19 protein-coding genes are annotated in these 18,324 nt (G+C 65.4%); 10 read left to right on the top strand and 9 right to left on the bottom strand.

Going from position 1 to position 18,324, the window contains the following annotated elements; all coding sequences use genetic code 11:
* Positions 1 to 30: 30 nt before the first annotated feature.
* Positions 31 to 1,761, bottom strand: coding sequence for a glycerol-3-phosphate dehydrogenase/oxidase (locus HCA61_RS00745; protein ID WP_169685747.1), 1,731 nt, complete (start codon positions 1,759 to 1,761; stop codon positions 31 to 33).
* Positions 1,762 to 1,862: 101 nt separating this feature from the next.
* Here HCA61_RS00745 and glpK point away from each other — a divergent pair, with 101 nt between their 5' ends.
* Complete coding sequence (gene glpK, locus HCA61_RS00740; protein ID WP_169685745.1) at positions 1,863 to 3,377, top strand: glycerol kinase GlpK; 1,515 nt, start codon at positions 1,863 to 1,865, stop codon at positions 3,375 to 3,377.
* A gap of 4 nt (positions 3,378 to 3,381) precedes the next feature.
* Here the strand turns inward: glpK and HCA61_RS00735 are convergent, their stop codons facing one another.
* The 4 genes from HCA61_RS00735 to HCA61_RS00720 form a co-directional block, all read right to left on the bottom strand.
* Positions 3,382 to 4,830: an ABC transporter substrate-binding protein gene (locus tag HCA61_RS00735; RefSeq protein WP_346777458.1), complete on the bottom strand. Its 1,449-nt coding sequence runs from the start codon at positions 4,828 to 4,830 to the stop codon at positions 3,382 to 3,384.
* A 211-nt stretch (positions 4,831 to 5,041) separates the two neighbouring features.
* Positions 5,042 to 5,863: a MerR family transcriptional regulator gene (locus HCA61_RS00730; RefSeq protein WP_169685743.1), complete on the bottom strand. Its 822-nt coding sequence runs from the start codon at positions 5,861 to 5,863 to the stop codon at positions 5,042 to 5,044.
* 10 nt (positions 5,864 to 5,873) lie between these two features.
* Positions 5,874 to 6,302 (bottom strand): VOC family protein, encoded by a 429-nt coding sequence (locus HCA61_RS00725; protein ID WP_169685741.1) that lies wholly within the window; start codon positions 6,300 to 6,302, stop codon positions 5,874 to 5,876.
* Between the two features lie 71 nt (positions 6,303 to 6,373).
* A complete protein-coding gene (locus HCA61_RS00720; protein ID WP_169685739.1) occupies positions 6,374 to 7,771 on the bottom strand; it encodes an NAD(P)H-quinone dehydrogenase in 1,398 nt (465 codons plus the stop codon).
* Between the two features lie 198 nt (positions 7,772 to 7,969).
* On the opposite strand from HCA61_RS00720, the gene HCA61_RS00715 reads away from it, so the two are divergent.
* Positions 7,970 to 8,440, top strand: coding sequence for a gamma-glutamylcyclotransferase (locus HCA61_RS00715; RefSeq protein ID WP_169685737.1), 471 nt, complete (start codon positions 7,970 to 7,972; stop codon positions 8,438 to 8,440).
* Positions 8,441 to 8,489: 49 nt separating this feature from the next.
* On the opposite strand, the gene tnpB is transcribed toward HCA61_RS00715, so the two are convergent.
* Positions 8,490 to 9,968 carry an IS607 family element RNA-guided endonuclease TnpB gene (tnpB, locus tag HCA61_RS00710; protein ID WP_169685735.1) on the bottom strand — a complete coding sequence of 493 codons (1,479 nt, stop codon included), beginning with the start codon at positions 9,966 to 9,968 and terminating at the stop codon, positions 8,490 to 8,492.
* Positions 9,968 to 10,258: a hypothetical protein gene (locus HCA61_RS00705; protein ID WP_206039465.1), complete on the bottom strand. Its 291-nt coding sequence runs from the start codon at positions 10,256 to 10,258 to the stop codon at positions 9,968 to 9,970. Before HCA61_RS00705 ends, tnpB begins: the two co-directional genes overlap by 1 nt.
* Positions 10,259 to 10,558: 300 nt before the next feature.
* On the opposite strand from HCA61_RS00705, the gene HCA61_RS00700 reads away from it, so the two are divergent.
* The 8 genes from HCA61_RS00700 (at position 10,559) to HCA61_RS00665 (ending at position 16,985) form a co-directional block, all read left to right on the top strand.
* Positions 10,559 to 11,917, top strand: a complete 1,359-nt coding sequence (locus HCA61_RS00700; protein ID WP_169685731.1) for an ABC transporter substrate-binding protein — start codon at positions 10,559 to 10,561, stop codon at positions 11,915 to 11,917.
* A gap of 45 nt (positions 11,918 to 11,962) precedes the next feature.
* Entirely contained in the window at positions 11,963 to 12,157 is a 195-nt protein-coding gene (locus tag HCA61_RS00695; RefSeq protein ID WP_169685729.1) for a hypothetical protein, read from the top strand.
* Positions 12,157 to 13,167, top strand: a complete 1,011-nt coding sequence (locus HCA61_RS00690) for an ABC transporter permease (RefSeq protein WP_169685727.1) — start codon at positions 12,157 to 12,159, stop codon at positions 13,165 to 13,167. The genes HCA61_RS00695 and HCA61_RS00690 overlap by 1 nt, the downstream gene beginning before the upstream one ends.
* Positions 13,164 to 14,855: a dipeptide/oligopeptide/nickel ABC transporter permease/ATP-binding protein gene (locus HCA61_RS00685; protein WP_169685725.1), complete on the top strand. Its 1,692-nt coding sequence runs from the start codon at positions 13,164 to 13,166 to the stop codon at positions 14,853 to 14,855. The genes HCA61_RS00690 and HCA61_RS00685 overlap by 4 nt, the downstream gene beginning before the upstream one ends.
* On the top strand, positions 14,852 to 15,661 hold the full coding sequence (locus HCA61_RS00680) for an ABC transporter ATP-binding protein (protein WP_169685723.1): 810 nt from the start codon (positions 14,852 to 14,854) through the stop codon (positions 15,659 to 15,661). The genes HCA61_RS00685 and HCA61_RS00680 overlap by 4 nt, the downstream gene beginning before the upstream one ends.
* On the top strand, positions 15,633 to 16,139 hold the full coding sequence (locus HCA61_RS00675; RefSeq protein WP_169685721.1) for a hypothetical protein: 507 nt from the start codon (positions 15,633 to 15,635) through the stop codon (positions 16,137 to 16,139). Before HCA61_RS00680 ends, HCA61_RS00675 begins: the two co-directional genes overlap by 29 nt.
* A gap of 19 nt (positions 16,140 to 16,158) precedes the next feature.
* Complete coding sequence (locus HCA61_RS00670) at positions 16,159 to 16,563, top strand: hypothetical protein (RefSeq protein WP_169685719.1); 405 nt, start codon at positions 16,159 to 16,161, stop codon at positions 16,561 to 16,563.
* A gap of 209 nt (positions 16,564 to 16,772) precedes the next feature.
* Complete coding sequence (locus tag HCA61_RS00665; protein ID WP_169685717.1) at positions 16,773 to 16,985, top strand: DUF4287 domain-containing protein; 213 nt, start codon at positions 16,773 to 16,775, stop codon at positions 16,983 to 16,985.
* 6 nt (positions 16,986 to 16,991) lie between these two features.
* Here HCA61_RS00665 and HCA61_RS00660 read toward each other — a convergent pair whose 3' ends face one another.
* Together HCA61_RS00660 and HCA61_RS00655 are read right to left on the bottom strand one after the other, a co-directional pair.
* Complete coding sequence (locus tag HCA61_RS00660; RefSeq protein WP_169685715.1) at positions 16,992 to 17,666, bottom strand: hypothetical protein; 675 nt, start codon at positions 17,664 to 17,666, stop codon at positions 16,992 to 16,994.
* A complete protein-coding gene (locus HCA61_RS00655; RefSeq protein ID WP_346777457.1) occupies positions 17,663 to 18,307 on the bottom strand; it encodes a hypothetical protein in 645 nt (214 codons plus the stop codon). Before HCA61_RS00655 ends, HCA61_RS00660 begins: the two co-directional genes overlap by 4 nt.
* Positions 18,308 to 18,324: the final 17 nt, after the last annotated feature.

Genomic DNA, 18,324 nt, shown 5'->3' with positions numbered 1-18,324 from the left:
CGAAGACACCGATCGGTTCACGGACATTGCTCACTTCACAGGCACCGGTTCGAGAATTTCGGCGCGCGCCTCCGGAGCGGCCGCGCGCAACGCATCAGCTGATTCGTCGTCGATCCGGCTCTGCGAATCGACCTCTGCCTCCACCCGGGCCCGATACGTCTCGATCTCCCGGTCGATCGCGGCCTCGTCCCAGCCGAGGATCGGCGCTACCAGATGCGCGACCTGTTCCGCGCAATGCACGCCCCGGTGCGGATACTCGATCGAGATCCGGGTCCGGCGGGCAAGAATGTCCTCGAGGTGCAGCGCGCCCTCGGCGAATGCCGCATAGACGGCCTCGACCTGAAGATACAGCGGAGCATCGGTGATCGGCTCGAGCAGTTCGGGCCTGCCCTCCGCGCACGCGAGCACGTCCTCGACCAGTGAGCCGTACCGGTCGAGGAGATGCTTGACCCGGTACGGGTGGAGGCTGTGCTGCTCAGCAAGGTGCATCGTCTGATTGACCAGGGCGAAGTATCCGTCCGCACCCAGCAGCGGCACCTTCTCGGTGATCGACGGCGCAATGCGGGCCGGAATGTCCTCGGCCGCGAGATCCACCGCGTCCTCGGCCATCACCCGGTAGGTCGTGTACTTGCCCCCTGCGATCGCTACCAGGCCCGGCGAGACCCGGGCGACCGCGTGTTCGCGCGACAGTTTCGAGGTCTCGTCGCTCTCCCCCGCCAGCAACGGACGCAGGCCCGCGTACACACCGTCGATGTCGTCGTGGGTGAGCGGGACGACGAGCACACTGTTGACGTGGTCGAGGATGTAGTCGATATCGGCCTTCGTCGCGGCGGGATGCGCCAGATCGAGGTTCCAGTCAGTGTCGGTGGTGCCGATGATCCAGTGGTTTCCCCACGGGATGACGAACAGCACCGATTTCTCGGTCCGCAGAATGATCGCCGAGTCGCTCACGATGCGGTCGCGCGGAACCACGATGTGCACGCCCTTCGATGCGCGCACCCGGAATCGGCCGCGTTCACGCGACAACGCCTGGATTTCGTCGGTCCACACGCCGGTCGCGTTGATGACCACGTGGGCACGCACTTCGGTGACAGAACCGTCCTCGCTGTCGCGCACCCTCACACCCGACACACGGTCGGCCTCACGCAGGAATCCGACGACCTGGGTCGAGGTTCGCACCACCGCGCCGTAGTGGGCGGCCGTCCGCGCAACCGTCATGGTGTGGCGGGCGTCGTCCACAACGGTGTCGTAGTAGCGGATCCCACCGACGAGGGAGTTGCGCTTGAGTCCCGGCGCCATGCGCAGGGCGCCCGCGCGTGTCAGATGCTTCTGTGCGGGAACGGATTTCGCTCCACCCATCCGGTCGTAGAGGAAGATGCCCGCCGCCATGTACGGGCGCTCCCAACCGCGATGGGTGAGGGGAAACAGGAACTTCAGTGGCTTGACCAGGTGCGGAGCGAGCGTGGACAGCGACAGTTCGCGTTCGCGCAGCGCCTCGCGGACCAGGCCGAACTCCAGTTGCTCGAGATACCGCAGGCCCCCGTGGAACATCTTCGACGACCGGCTCGACGTGCCGGACGCGAAGTCCCGAGCCTCGACGAGTGCCACGCGCAGGCCACGGGTCGCGGCGTCCAGAGCAGTCCCCGCCCCGACGACACCACCGCCTATCACCACGATGTCGAACTGCTCGTCGCCGAGGCGTCGCCATGCGTCCTCGCGCTGCCGCGGACCGAGAATCTGCACACCTGATCGGTTGGTCACCACACCGCTCCCTCAGTCGCCGACATGTCCGGTACAACGCTAGTAGGTTCGACCGCACAGTGCTGTGCAGTGAACACTCTTCCGATACCTCGAGGACTCCCGTGAACCAGTACATCGCCGCGATCGACCAGGGCACCACGTCCAGTCGATGCATCATCTTCGACCACGACGGGCGCGTCGTATCTGTTGCTCAGAAGGAGCATCGGCAGGTGTTCCCGCAGGCCGGCTGGGTCGAGCACGACCCCGAGGAACTGTGGCTCAACACTCGCGAAGTGGGTGCTGCGGCTCTCGCGAAGGCTGATCTGCGCAGGAAGGACATCGCTGCGATCGGGATCACCAACCAGCGTGAAACCACGATCGTGTGGGATCGCACCACCGGGAAGCCGGTGTACAACGCGATCGTGTGGCAGGACACCCGGACCGATCGGCTGGTGGAGCAACTGGCAGGAGATGCCGGCCCCGATCGGTATCGCGCCACTACAGGGCTGCCGCTGTCCACCTACTTCTCCGGCCCGAAAGTTCGGTGGATCCTCGACAACGTCGACGGGGCGCGGGAGAAAGCCGAGGCGGGCCGTCTCGCGTTCGGCACGGTCGACACCTGGATCCTGTGGCACCTCACCGGCGGCTGTGGGCAGGACGGCAACCCACCGGGCGTCCACGTCACGGACGTCACCAACGCGTCGCGCACGATGCTGATGGATCTCGAGACCCTGCAGTGGGATCCACAGATCTGTGACGACATCGGGATCCCCATGTCCATGCTGCCGGAGATTCGTAGTTCGTCGGAGGTCTACGGATATGCGCGCGAGCGGGGCCCGCTCGCCGGGGTTCCTGTCGCCGGCATCCTCGGCGACCAGCAGGCCGCAACCTTCGGTCAGGCGTGCCTGTCGCCCGGGGAGGCCAAGAACACCTACGGCACCGGCAACTTCCTGCTTCTCAACACCGGTACCACGCCGGTGCACAGCACCCACGGCCTGCTCACCACCGTGTGTTACCGCATCGGTGACGCCGACGCCGTGTATGCCCTCGAAGGGTCGATCGCGGTGACCGGTTCCCTCGTGCAATGGCTGCGCGACAACCTCGGCATCATCAACTCCGCTGCCGAGGTCGAGACCCTCGCGTCGGCGGTGCCCGACAACGGCGGCGCCTACATCGTTCCGGCGTTCTCCGGACTGTTCGCGCCGCACTGGCGACCCGACGCCCGCGGAGTGATCGTGGGACTTACGCGGTTCGTCGACAAGCGCCACCTGGCCCGAGCCGCCCTGGAGGCCACGGCATTCCAAACACGGGAGGTGCTCGAGGCGATGCGCGCCGATTCGCAGGTCGAACTGAGCACGCTCAAGGTCGACGGCGGAATGGTCGCGAACGAGATGCTCATGCAGTTCCAATCCGACATGCTCGCCGTGCCGGTGGTTCGTCCGATCGTGCCGGAGACCACTGCGCTCGGCGCGGCCTATGCAGCCGGTCTCGCCGTCGGCTACTGGAGTGGCGAGGACGACATCCGACGGAACTGGGCCGCCGACAAGACGTGGGAACCCCACATGACCACGGCCGAACGTGAGCGTCTCTTCGCCGCATGGAACAAGGCGGTCGAACGCACCTACAACTGGGCGTGACGACCTACCCGGTGACCCACATGCCGTCGGGAATCGGCGCACCGAGACCGGAGAGGCGGATCCCGTGCACCTGGTCGCCGATGAGCACCGCCGGCGCCGGCCGGACGTACCACGCGCCTGGGGTCAGCTCCGCCAAGCGCTGCTGCACGACCTCGTACGCGGCGGCACGCTCCTCGACGGTCGTGCCGACACGACCGGCATCGAGCGCCGCATCGAGGTCGGGATCGTCGATTCCCACGATGTTCCCCTTCGACGTCGAGTGAAAACTCGACCAGAGCGAGTGATCGGGGTCCTGAATGGTCACCCCGTGGACCATCATGTCGAAGTCGCGCGTACCGAATCGCGCGAAGGCTGCGGGGAAATCGAGGACCTCGACCTCGACGTCGACGTTGTCGAATGCTCTCAGCTGTGCCTGCGCGGTCTCCGCGACCGCTTTGTTCTCCACGGTCGGGAAGGTGGTGAATGTGAACGACACCGGCTTTCCTTCCGCCGCCAGTTCATCGAACAGTTGCTGTGCGGCGTCTGCATCGTGGCGACCGAGCGGGATGTCGGAGTACCACGGAGACTCTTCCAGGAAGAGGGTCTCGGGAACGACACCTTCGCCGTTGTAGACGGTCGTGTTCATCGCGTCCAGGTCCACGGCGAGCGCCACCGCCCGTCGGGCACGCGGATCGTCGAAGGGTGCGCGGCGGTTGTTCATACCCAGATACTGCCCACCGCCCATCGGCACGACCTCGACGGCCGTTCCGGCGCTCTCGGCTTTGGCGAGGGTGTTCCAATTGCTGTCCGAGGCGAGATCGGCGCCGCCGGTGGTGATCGAATTGAGTCGTTGTGTGGTGTCGGCGGACGTGCGGATCGTGAGGCCGTCCAGGTAAGGGCGGGGCGCGTCCCAATACCGCGGGTTCTTCTCGAGCTCGATGACGTTCTGCCGGGACCACGTTGCGAGCGTGAAAGGACCTGCACCGATCGGGTTCTCGTCGAATGCTGCCGCGCCCTGTTGCAGTGCCGCCGGCGAAGCGATCCAGTTCATCGAACTGACGATCACGCTGTGTGCGTAGTTCGGGTTCGGTGCGGTCAACGTGACCTGGAGTGTCGTCGGGTCGAGCACCTCGGTCGATGCGATCTGCGATGCTTCACCGATCGATCCCGACGCGGTGGCGGGGTCGCGCAACCGATCCCAGTTGAACTTGACCGCCCCGGCATCGAACGGTGTTCCGTCGGAGAACGTCACGTCGGGCCGGAGCGTGAGCAGCATCGTGGCGCCGCCGTCGTCGCTCGAGAAATCGGTGGCCAGGCCGTATCCGATCTCGAGGGTGTCGACGTCGGTGGTCATCAATGTGCCGTACAGCGCGTTTCCCAGCAGGGACGATCCCGCATAGGTGTTGCTCATGGCCGCGGGGTCGAGAGTGCGCGGCTCGCCCATCTGGATGACGGTCGCGACCCCGCCCGCCACCGGTTCACCAACCTCCGCCGGATCATTTTCTGCGCGACCGGAATCCGACCCGCCGCACGCACTCAGCAGCAGGACGGAACAGACCGCGGCGGCCGCCGCACCGATACTGCGCCGCCTCCATGACCGTCTTCCTCGAAACATTGGCATCTCCCGGCATCCTCGTCTGGACGAGACCGAGACTACGTTATTACTGTAATGCTCACCATAAGATTTACTGCGGTGGCGTCGGCGGTTTTGGATCGAGTCCGGGCACCTGGTGCACAACCCTCGTGAGCATGTTCTCGGCACCGACCTCTGCCGGATCGGTGAGGTAGTACTCGCGCACGGGGCCCACGGCATCGACTCCGCGGTCCGCGAGGTCTGCGAACAGAGCGTGATAGGCAACGGGCAGAAGCGCCGCCGGTCCGGTGAAGTCCACGGCGGCGAAGAGACCGCCGGGCATCAGAAGTGCCTCGACGCCGGATTCGGGAGCGACTTCGATACCCACCCCGAAGTCGACGGTCCCCTCGAGCACTACCGGATATCGACCGACCACCGGCGCCTCCGTATCGACACCGAGCGCAGCTGCATCCGCGAGGAGGCCTTCGATCGACGCAGCGACGGTGCTGTCGAGATCATCCGCCTCAGCACTGCCTTCGCGCCACAGTACGACCTGATCGTCGATGTGGCGCAGCCGAACGGGAAGTTCCATTGCGGCAAGCTCTTCGAGCGACCCGACGAGGGCGAGCGAACGCATTGCCCGCTCGGCCTCGTGCTCGATACGGGCACGCTCGACGGCCAGCACATCCGCCCCGCGCTCCGGATCGTCGACGATGCTGCGGATCGCGGCGACAGAAACTCCGGCGCGACGAAGGAGGCCGATCCTCAGCGCCGACGCGAGCTGGGCGGGCGTGTAGTACCGGTATCCGGTGTGCGGATCGACTCGACCCGGGGGCAGGAGTCCCTCGCGGTCGTAGTAACGCAGGGCTTTCACAGTGAGCCGGCACGCCCGCGCGAACTCACCGATACTCATCCACTGCGTCGGATCGGTCATGTCGGATCGGTCATGTCGCGTCGACGCCTTCCGTGAACGGAATCACCGTGATCACATCGACGAGGAGCCCGTCGGGGTCGACGGTCATGAAGTGCCGTTGCCCGAAGTCCTCACTGCGCAGAGTCGAGGCGATGGGCAGTCCTGCCGCCCTCGCACAGTCGTGGACCGCGTCGACGTTGTCGACCTCGACCGAGACGAGCACTCCCGCGGGCGGTCCGCGGAAACCCTCCGGGATCGTGTCGTGGTCTTGTATGACGAGCCCGAGCTGCACCGATTCGGTGGTCGATGATTGCAGCTGGACGTACCAGTCGCTGTCGTACACGACGGTCAGACCCAGGAGGCCGACATAGAAGTCGCGACTACGGCCGATGTCGGCGACCGGGACGACGGGAAAGATGCTCTGCGTGACGGAGGTACTCCGTGTTGTGAAGGTGCTCATACATCTCACCGTCTTCCCTCCCCCGAGGGGAGAGTCAACACCGGGCGCCTCCATCACGCGTGACCGGTCGATCAACCCAGGTCGTCGTGCCGCATCAGCTGCCGAGCAGCCTCGGTCACCGAGCCGCTCAGCGACGGGTACACCGAGAAGGTCTGCGCGAGGTCTGTCACATTGAGGTTGTTCTGTACCGCCAATGCGATCGGCAGGATGAGTTCGGATGCGTTGGGCGCGACGATCACACCGCCGATCACCACACCGGTCGCGGGGCGGCAGAAGATCTTGACGAAGCCGCGTCGCAACCCGGACATCTTTGCCCGCGGGTTGGTGTTGAGCGGCAACATCACTGTCCTGGCCGGGATCTCGCCCTTGTCGATGGTTGCCTGACTGACACCCACGGCCGCGATCTCGGGGCGGGTGAACACCGCCGCCGCAACCGTCTTGAGTTTGATGGGACTCACACCCTCGCCGAGCGCGTGGTACATCGCGATGCGCCCCTGCATCGCGGCGACCGAGGCGAGCGGCAGGAGGCCGGTGCAGTCGCCCGCGGCGTAGATTCCCGGCACCGACGTGCGCGACACACGGTCGACGGGCAGGTAGCCGCCCCGGTCGAGTTCTAGTCCTACCTTGTCGAGCCCGAGGCCCTGGGTGTTCGGGACCGATCCGACCGTCATGAGAGCGTGACTACCCTCGACGACGCGACCATCCGAGAGGAGCACCCGGACACCGTTGCCGGTGCGTTCGACCGAATCGGCGCGCGCGTGCTTGACGAGGGTGACGCCGCGTTCGGTGAGCACTTCCTCGAGTACGAGCGCCGCGTCTTCGTCTTCGTGAGGAAGGATGCGGTCGCGACTGGAGACCACAGTGACCTGGACCCCGACCTCGGTGTATGCCGAGACGAACTCCGCGCCGGTCACACCGGAGCCGACCACCACGAGATGCTCGGGGAGTTTGTCGAGGTCGTAGAGGTGACGCCACGTCAGGATGCGCTCGCCGTCGGGTTCTGCGTTGGGAAGAACGCGCGGACTCGCGCCGGTCGCGATCAGCACCACATCGGCGTCGAGCACCTTGTCTTCACCGGTGAACAGCTTGGCGCGGACCTTGTGGGCCGCCATCCCGATCTCGGGATCGATGAGCTCGCCGTACCCGGACAGCAGCGAGATTCCTGCAGCCTCGAGTTTCGTGCGGATGTCGGCCGACTGTGCACGCGCAAGGCTCTTGACACGCGCATGCACCTGCGGCAATGCGACGGAGGTGCGTTCGAGTTCGATGCCGAGGTCGGCGGCGCGGCGCATGTCGGTGCGGATACCGGTGGAGGCGATGAAGGTCTTGGATGGGACGCAGTCGAAGAGAACGCATGCGCCGCCGATGCCATCCGAATCGATCAGAGACACCGATGCGCCGTACTGCGCCGCCACGAGCGCAGCCTCGTAACCGGCGGGTCCGCCGCCGATGATGACAATCCGAGTCATTGTTCTCCTCTGTATCGATTCCGAATCAGGGTATCGGGCCGTACTCGGGCATCCGCTGGGGTGTGCGAACGCCCGCGACAACGCTATGCCACCGCGGGCGCACTGCGCAGACGGACCACGCAACAGTGTCGACAACCCGGTCACCGCTGACGACGCCCGGCACGGTGCAATCGAGACCGAACCGTTAGCCTTGTGGACGTGCCGATCTACGCCGCCTACGGGTCCAACATGCATCCGGAGCAGATGCTGACGCGCTGCCCGCACTCGCCGATGTCCGGCACCGGCTGGCTGCACGGGTGGCGGCTGACGTTCGCGGGCGCCGATATCGGCTGGGAAGGCGCACTGGCCACCGTTGTGGAGGACGCCGATTCCAAGGTGTTCGTGGTGTTGTACGACGTCCCCGAGGACGACGAGCGCAGTCTCGACCGCTGGGAGGGTGCCGAACTCGGCTTCCACCGCAAGATCCGCGTCCGCATCGACACCGCCGACGGCCCCACCCTGGCCTGGCTGTATGTCGTCGACGGATACGAAGGCGGGCTCCCGTCCGCTCGATATCTGGGCGTCATGGCCGACGCCGCAGAGATCGCAGGCGCTCCGTCGGACTATGTGATGAACCTGCGCACCCGCAACAGCCGCAACGTCGGCCCGGGGCGTCCCGACTCCTTCTAGCCGTTGCCTTCTGGTGAGCAAACGTGAGCACGCTCTGTTTGCTTCTTCATCAGGCAGCCTCACCTTCCGATGAGACAGTCCCGGACTCACCCAGCAACTGCTGGTGCCGGGTTGACGCTTCCTCGCCTGCAGCGTTGACCACTGGCGTAGTCGCGGACTCCCGCGTGGCTCCACGTCCGTCTCCACCCGAAACAGTGGCGGCCGGACTACTCCCGGTACCGGTCCCCGTTGCACCCGTGCGGTGGGTCTCGCCGAGGCGGGCGAGGTTGATCGCGGCATTATGATCACGATCGATCGTCAGGCCGCAGTGGTCACACACATACGTTCGGTCCGCGAGGGTCAGGTTTGATTTTCGCCTGCCACACCCCGAACACAATTTACTGGAGGGAAAGTACCGGCCGGCTTCCACCAACGTGGAGCCGTACCAGCGGGTTTTGTAGTCGAGCATCCGGCGGATCTGCGCCAACGCCGCGTCCGCGAGGGCCAGGTTCAGGCCCTTCTTCCGGCTACCACCTGCCGAACGCATCCCCGACGCATTCAACGTCTCCACCACGATCACCCGATGCCGCTGGGCCAGGGCGGTGGTGTGCTTGTGCACCACGTCGCGTCGCACCGCCGCCGCATGCGCATGGGTGCGCCCGATCCGGCGTTGCTGCCGCACCCACCGCTTCGACGGCCGCCGTTTCGTCTTGGTCGACGGGTCGTACGGACCACGCTGCCGCGCGGCCCTGCGCTGCAATACCCGCAGCCGGGCTTGGGCAGCGGTCAGCGACTTCGGTGCCGGAACCCGGTCGAGTTCGCGTCCGTCCGGTGTTGCAACGATCAGGGAGTCGGCTTTGACGCCGACGTCGACACCGACCACCGACTCACCCTCACCGACATGCCCCGGCACGGCGACAGCACGGTGCACGAGAACCTGAAACGCCACATGCCACCGACCCGCCGAATCCTCGGACAAGGTGGCAGACAGGATCCGGGCGGTGCCCGCCTCGATCCGGCGGGCCAGTTTCCGGGTCGATTCGCAGGTGTGGATCCGCCCCAACCTCGGCAGGGTGACATGATGCCGGTCGGTCTCGACACGGATGGTGCCGGTGGTGAACCGCACCGACCTGCGGGACTTCGCAGTCTTGAATCTCGGGAACCCGATGGTTTTCCCGGCCCGCGTACCTTTGCGGGACTTCGACCACGCGTCCAATCCCCGAGCGAGCGCGTCCAACCCGGAGTTGTATGCCTCCTTGGAGTTCTCGGCCCACCACGGCGCCACCTCGTGTTTGCGGGCGTTCCACTGCTTGCGCAACGCAGGCAGTGACCACCCCAATGCGGGTGTCAACTCGTCCTCGTCGAGGCCGTAGGTGCGTTCGGCTTGCCGCTGGTTCATGACCGCTTTCACGGCGGCGAGCATCGTGTTGTGCGCTTTACGGGCCCCGCCGGCGTGCGAGCGGAATGCTCGTATCTGGGTGGGTGTGGGGTCGAGCGCGAACGTGTAGGCCTGCGCGGTCCAGCCGTCGGGGATCTCGAATCTGGCCATCAGGATCTCGCCTCGACAGGCCGGTGATGCGTGGTGGTGACCGGCCGCATCGCACGAGTGCGCGCGTGGCTGTGGCGGTAGAGGCGGGGACACCTCGAGGTCGGATCCTCGATGAGGTCCCGCACCGGATCGTGTTGCTGGCCATGGTCGCCCGCCACGATCCTGCGGCAGCCCTGCGCCGGCAGGGCCGCCGTTGGGTGCAGGGCTCCGAGCCGGACCGGACGGTTGCGGTACGTCACGATGATCATGCTCGCAGAGGGGTCCGACATGTAGCCTGTGGGTGCGCCCATTCGGTCGGCTTCACACGCATTGTGAACACCTTCGATCATGTTTGTTCACATTTGCTCACAGAATGTCGAGCAGTTCGTAACCCCTTTCTCGAAGGTGTGGTTCCGAGCCCGGATACCGGGTTCGGAACCACACCTTTCTGCATTGTCGAGCGGTGATATAAGGTCACGCTAACCAAACTTAGGTAAGCCAATCTTGGCATCGAGAAAGAGTGTGGACCCCTCGTGATTCGTAGTAACCGGCGTAGACCCGCCACGCCCCGATCGGCGGGAGCGCGCTCTGCCGTACCCGCACTGATCCTGATGCCCGCGCTTCTCGCGGCCGCATGCGGCTCGTCCGACACGTCATCGTCCAGCGCGAACGGGCCGGCCGAAGCCGAGTCCCTGACAGTCGCCGTCGCGAAGGACACGGGACCCCTCAACATCTTCGCCGGTGCGTCCGACCAGATGACCGAGCTCGTCTACGACAAGTTGCTCTCCCCCTCGCCGTACGTCGCCGAACCGCAGCCGTGGCTGGCCACCGAGGTCCGACAGGTCGACGCCACGACCTGGGAGGTGGATCTGCGGGACGACGTGAACTGGCACGACGGCGAAGCGTTCACCGCCGACGATGTCGCTTTCAGCTTCCACTACATGCATGCCGCGCCGACCGGACGTTTCACACACCACGTCAACGACACACCGTCGATCTCGACGGTGGAAGCGACGAGCCCGACCTCGGTGCGGTTCGTGTGCGACTACGCTTGCCCCGAACTCGGCACGGTCACGCTCGCCGATCTTCCCGTCCTCCCCGAGCACATCTGGTCGAAGGTCGACCCCTCGAAGGCGAAGGAGGTGACCGACCTCCCGATCGGCACCGGGCCGTTCAAGCTTGTCGACTACAGCCCCACCACCGGGTACAAGTTCGAGGCCAACGCCGACTACTTCCCCGGTGCTCCGACGGTCGACGAACTGGTCATGCCGGTGATCGCCGATTCTTCGGCCGCATTCACCGCTCTCAGCTCCGGCCAGGTCGACGCGGTCGATCGCGCGCTCACCCCGGAGTTGGTCGATCAGTTCACCGCATCGAACGACATCGGCACCATCACCGTGGCGCCGCTGACCTACCCCGAGCTGAAGCTCAACTTCACCCGTGAACCCTTCGCACAGGCCGACTTCCGTGCCGCACTGAACTTCGCGGTGGATCGCGATCAGATGCTCGACATCGTCGGCCTCGGTCAGGGCCGCCCCGGCACCCAGGGCTACGTCCATCCGGATGCACCGTTCGCCGATCCGGACGCCAACACCCCGTACGACCCGGCTCAGGCCACCGCGCTGCTCGACTCACTCGGGTGGAAGGACGTGGACGGCGACGGTACGCGCGAGAACCCGGCCGGAGAGGCCGCGGCGTTCACGTTGATCGTCAACGGTGGTGACGCGCCGCAGGTCCGCGCCGCCGAATTGATTGCGGAGGACTTCGCCGAGGTCGGTATCGACGTCGTCGTCAGCCCGCTCGACGCCGGGTCGCTCTCGGACGCCTCTGCGAAGAAGAACTTCGACCTCTACGTCACTACGAACAGCCCACATGCGGTGGCCGACTCCACACAGTTCATCATGTCGCACCGCTCGGGAAACCTGTGGAAGCATCCCGATCTCGCCTACCCGGAATTCGATGCGCTGTAAGAGAAGTGGCGCGTCACCGAGACCAATGAGTCGCGCATCGCAGCAATGCAGGAGATGCAGGAACTGTTCAACCGCCAGCCCACCGCCATCGCCCTGTACTACCCGGACGAGACCTGGGCGTTCCGCTCCGACCGATTCGCCGGATGGGTCGAGACCCCCGGCTACGGCATCGTCCACAAGTGGTCGTTCCTGCCCTTCGACGTCGTCGACGCCGCGAACGCGGAAGCGCCGCAGGACTGATGACCGTCCTGCGCCGGGCGGGGCAGTACGCCCTGGTTCTGTGGGCCGCGGTGACGTTGAATTTCGCGCTACCGCACCTGGCACCGGGTGATCCCGTCAACTATCTCTACGGCGGCGACCAGCAGTCGCTCGACCCGAAGTACATCGCGCAGATGCGCGCAGACTACGGGCTCGACCGGCCGATCCTCGAACAGTACGTCTCCTTCTGGTCCGGTCTGGTGCACGGAGATCTCGGAATGTCCGTGCAGCACAATCGTCCCGTTCTCGATGTGCTGTGGGAGAAGCTTCCGTGGACGATCGCACTGGTCGGCATCGGAACGCTACTCGCATTCGTCATCGGCTCTCTGCTCGGCGCATGGGCGGCATGGCGCCGTGGCTCCGCGAAGGAAACCGGGACCGTCGTCACGGTCCTCGCGATCGACTCGATGCCCGGTTTCTGGATCGGCATGATCCTCATCGCGGTATTCTCGGTGACCCTCGGGTGGTTCCCGTCGTACGGCGCGGCCTCATTCGATGCCACCGGATTCGAATGGCTCGCCGAAGTCGCGTCCCGCATGGCTCTCCCCGTCGCGACGCTCACCATCGCCGGTATCGGCGGGTTCTTCCTCATGACCCGTGCGTCGATGGTGGGCGTGCTGGACGAGCCGTTCATCCGGCTCGCCCGTGCGAAGGGACTCGGCGAGTTCCGTGTCGCGGTCGGACACGCCCTGCGCAACGCTCTGCTGCCCGTGTACACCACGCTCACCCTCACCGTGGGTGTGCTGCTGTCGGGAGCTGTCGTCGTCGAGTCCGTCTTCGCCTATCCCGGTCTGGGCAAGCTCACCTTCGACGCTGTCACCGCACGTGACTATCCGCTGCTTCAGGGTGCGTTCCTGCTCGCCACCGTCGGCATCATCGCGGCGAATCTGCTCGCGGACCTGACGTATCCGTTGCTGGACCCGCGGGTGCGCAAGGACCGGACCGCAGCGAAGCGGCACGACGCTCGATCACCGGAAGGGATACCGGCATGACGCTTCTCGGCACGAAAACCCGCTCGCAGCGCCTCGCACTCGTGGGCACCGTCATTCTGGGCATCCCTCTGCTGTGCGCGGTCGCCGCACCGTGGCTCGCGCCGTACGACCCGACCGAGCGCGTCACACGACCGTTCTCCAAGCCGTCGGCCGAGCACCTTCTCGGCGCGGACGACGTGGGACACGATCTGCTGTCGATGCTCATCCACGGCGCCCAGATCTCGCTGTTCGTCGGCGTGGTTGCCGCACTCGTCGCAACGACGATCGGCACCGTGGTGGGCATTGCCGCCGGATACCTGCGCGGAGCCACCGATGCAATCCTGATGCGCGTCGTCGACGTGATCCTGTCGTTGCCGGTACTGCCGCTGACCATCGTCATCGGAGTCTTCGCCGGCCCCGGCCTGACCACACAGATCACAGTGATCTCGGCGGTGCTGTGGGCGGGCCTGGCCCGGGAACTGCGGTCGCAGGTGCTCACGCTGCGCGAGAGGGACTACATCCAGGCGGAACGGGCAATGGGCGCCGGCCCGCTGTATGTGCTACGCCGGCACATTCTCCCGGCCATCTTCCCGCTCGTGATCCCGCAGTTCGTGCTCACCGTCAAGACCGCGATCCTGCTCGAAGCGTCACTGGCATTCCTCGGACTCGGCGACATCTCGGCGGCGAGCTGGGGTTCGATGCTGTCGATGGCACACGCACGCAATGCGTTTCTCACCGACGCGTGGGTGTGGTGGGTCCTGCCACCCGGCATCGCCATCGCGGTCACGGTACTCGGGTTCGCGTTGCTCGGGAACGCTATCGAAGAGCGGTCACGCCCGGTTCTCACCCGTGCGCGGTCACGTCTGCGCCGGAAGACTCGCCCGGTCGATATCCCTGTGACCGAGGAGAATCCGACCGCACCCCTCATCGTCGACGATTTGACGGTGGTGTACGGCGAGAACGGCCGCGGCGCAACGAATGTCTCCTTCACCGTTGCGCCCGGTGAACTCGTCGGTCTCGTCGGCGAGTCGGGCAGCGGCAAGTCCACCGTGGCCGCTGCCACGATCGGACTGCTGCCTTCCGCCGCACAGATCACCTCGGGACGGATCCTCGTGTCCGGCCGAGATGTCGCAACACTGTCGAAAGACGAGTTCCGAGAAATACGCGGGAACCGGATCTCCCTCATCCCGCAGGAGGCTTTGAGCGCACTGAACCCCGTGCGCACCATCGGGTCTCAGCTCGACGAGGCCATTCGTACACACCGCAGGTGCACACGACGTGAAGCTCGGGATCGAACCGCCGAACTCCTGACCCAGGTGGGGCTCGGAGCCGATCGTGCCGATTCGTATCCGCACCAACTCTCCGGCGGTATGCGACAGCGGGTCGTGATCGCGATGGCGTTGGCCAACGAGCCGGATGTGGTGATCGCCGACGAACCGACCAGCGGCCTCGATGTCCTCCGTGAGGCGGAGGTACTGGCACTGCTCGACGACCTGCGCACGCGTTATTCGCTCGCACTGCTCATCGTCACGCACAATCTGCCGGTGATCGAACGGATCGCCGATCGTATCGCGGTGATGAAGGACGGCGATCTCGTCGAGATCGGCACGGCCTCGCAGATCTCCACCGATCCGCAGCATTCCTACACCCGCACTCTCGTCGAGTCCGCGCCAAGGCTCGATTTCCTCCGGGAAGAGGTGGTCCGATGAGCCCGTTGCTGGAGGCCGACTCCTTGTCTGTGGTATTCGGTGGGGTGCCTGCGGTCACCGACGTGAGTCTGCGGATCGAGTCCGGGGAATCCATTGCTCTGGTGGGCGGTTCGGGTGCCGGGAAGTCCACGGTGGCCCGCGCGATCGCAGGCCTCGTGACCGCGATGTCCGGCAGCATCGTCTTCGACGGTGTCGATCTCGTGTCCGCACCACGGCGCACGAGCAGGGCGCTTCGCCGTGGTATGCACCTGGTGTTCCAGGACCCGTATGCGTCGCTCCCACCCGGCATGCGGGTGGGCGACATCGTCGCGGAACCGATGGTGATCCACCGCATCGGCGACAAGGCCGGCCGGCGAGACGCTGTGCTGGATGCACTCGCGTCGGTACGGCTCGCACCGGCTGCCGATTTCGTCGATCGCTACCCGCACGAGTTGTCGGGTGGGCAGCGACAACGCGTCGCGTTCGCGCGGGCACTCGTGACCCGGCCCCGGCTCCTGCTCGCCGATGAACCCACCAGCGGACTCGACGCGTCCCTTCGCGTGGAGATCGTCGATCTGATGTCGGAACTTGCGCGCACCCAGGATCTCGCGGTCCTCCACATCACCCACGACCTGGCACTCGCGGCCCGGAGTTGCGACACCTTCGTGGTCATGCAGGATGGGATGGTCGTCGAAATAGGAAGTGCCACCGACATTCTCACCAGCCCCTCGCACCAGTACACGGCGTCCCTGGTGGCCGCCGCGACCGGCGCGCTCCAACCGCCCTACAGGAGAAGAAATGTCTGCACCACTGCAACTCGTCGATGACGGCATGAGAATCGACTTCACCGTCGACGATGTCATGAAGTACCACGGCCCAGGATTCCCCGGGGGCGTCGCGCATGCCGTCAAGGTGCTCGAGCGTGCCCTGCCGGTTCTGAGCCCCGACTCCCCAGCGGAACGTCGCGAGATCACCGTCGCCACTGCGCACCGCGGCCAAGGCGTGCGCGACACGTTCGAAGCGGTGACACGCGCCGTCACGGAGGAACGGTTCGCTGTCGACTCGACGCTCGAGCGCTCCGACCGAGGTTCGACCCTCGAACGCTACGTATTCGTGCTGACCTACCGCGGCACCACCGTGCGCCTCGAGATCCGGGAAGGGTTCGTCACCGACGAATTCATCAGCCTCGGACGCAAGGCGGATCGCACCGAGACCGAGAATGCACGACTCACGGTCCTCAAGCAGGAGATGGCCGATCGCCTGCTCGCGGCGCCCGCGGATGAGATCTACGACATCATCGGGTAGGTCCCCGTACCGTACGACCATGCCCACCAATCGCACAGCGCTGACCCTGCTCGTCGTCAGCGCTGCATCCGCGGCGGCCTGGTTCGCGTGGCTCGGTTGGGACTCTGGCTACCGCGAACTGCCGGACGGAAGTGTGGAGGGGCCCTATTCGTCGATGCAGGTGATCGCGTGCGGAGCGACGATCGCCTGCATCGTCGTCGCGGGATGCGTAGCGCTGCGCTGTTCGGTCAGGGGCAGCATCGCGGTGATCGCATGCGTCACCGCGGGGTTCGCAGCAGTGTGGGCGCGCGATGCGGCATCATCGGATTCGAGCGGCTTGTGGGCAATAGGGCTGACCCTGCTGGTCCTCGGCATGATCACCGGCCTGACGATCGTCGCGGTCCTCACCCGATTCGCGCAGAACGCGTACCGGTCAAGACGGTGAGGTGGCATCGCGACAGGCGTGCGCGCTCACGCTCGGATGATCTGGACCGGCTGACGAGTCCGTCCATGGTGTCGATGTCGAGAACCGCGAGCAGGTGACCACCTGGAACGACAACGTGCGTTCGCCGTCCCCCGACGACCATGCATGCGCTGGCGCGGATACGGTCAACCCGTGATTCTGTGTCATCCCCAACCGCTAACCTCTCGATCATGACCGAGAAGACGAAGGGCCCCGAATCGTATTTCCCATCGATCGAGAAGAAATACGGCCGCCCGATCGAAGAGTGGAAGACCTTGATCCGCTCATCCGATATGACGAAACACATGGAGCTCGTGAATTGGCTGAAAGCCCATCACGGTATGGGCCACGGTCACGCGAATGCGCTTGTGGCCCATACCCTGAAGGAATCCGGAGCTCAGTAGCCGCACTCAGGTGTTGTCGACCCAACGCAGGAGCGCGTAGAGGAATCGGGTCGCGCCCGGCATAAAGTTGCTGCCGTGGTGGTACATCGGATCAAGTGTGGTCGCGATGATGCGGCCCGCGGTGGTGACGGTGTCCTCGTACAGCATCATGCCTGCGTCGTGCGGATTACCTTCGGCGTCGGGCTCTTCCGACACGAGCAAAGGCACGACGTCGGCATCGGTGTTGTAGATGCCGTGGTGGTGCCAGATGACCGACTTCGAGGTCAGGTACTGCCACGATTCGTGGTCGTGGCTGCGTGTGCGGATCATCGGATCCTCTTTCGTGAGCCACCACCAGAAATTCGTGGGTCGCTGTTCCCACTGCACACCCGGAAGCCAGTTGTGGGCGCCGCTTTCACCGAGGGCGACAACGGTGGCGCCGCGCTCGGCCACAGATCTGAACTGCGCGGCGTTCTTCGCGACAAGTTCCGGATGGAGACGCTCACCGATGATGACGGTGTCGTATCCGTCCAGATCACCGTCGTCGAGTTCCGGGAGATAGAGGAAGTCCGGTTGGTATGCCAATACAGCGGGGTCCTTCATCGTCTGCAGGTGGTAGTAGGTGCCGCCGTGGACGATTGCGAGTCGCTTGCCACTCCGGAAGGCGCGGTCGGTGCGAGCGAAAGGTTCGATGGTTGTCACCGCTGCACCAGCCAATCGATGAGTTGCGTGGTCAGTTTCGAGGAGCTGTTGGGGTCGTTCGCCCAGCCGGTGAGGTCGTTGCCGCCGTGCGCAAGTACCTGCCCCTCCCCCAGTGGGTAGACGTAGTCGAGAGGGAGGGCGTGGCGTCCGATCCGGGTGGTGACAATCGCATCTTCCGGGAGCTTGTCGATATAGCCGCGCGCATAGAAGCCTGTGACGCCTTTGCGCGTGCTCAGGTCGACCGGGTCGACCCCGTCCCAGACCGGATGCGGATCGCCGAGGGTGATCGCCAGATCCTTCGGTCCCGTGTAGGCCAGTTTGCGCCACACACCCAGTCCCGGAAGGAAATCGGTGAGCACATGACCCATGACCGCGATTCGGCCACCAGAGGTCACGAACCGGGTGAGCAGTTCCCGGTTCCGCTCGAGGAAGATCTGGTCGGAACCGCCACCGACGATCAGGCCCCGCACCGACGAGAGGTCCGTGTTCGGGAGGCGGTAGAGGTCGACCTCCCCGAGCCGGGGGTCGCCGTGGACGCCCCCCGCGAGAGTGTCGCTTCCCATGGTGATTCGTAGGACCGGAGCGACTGCGGCGGAGGCGGATTCGCCTGGGTCGGGAGCGATGCGTTCAGGTGCTGACACAGGACTCTTCCGTTAGG

Origin of the sequence: Rhodococcus sp. HNM0563, from assembly GCF_012726195.1 — a bacterium.
Lineage (GTDB): Bacteria > Actinomycetota > Actinomycetes > Mycobacteriales > Mycobacteriaceae > Rhodococcus.
This window is presented reverse-complemented; position numbering and strand designations above follow the sequence as displayed.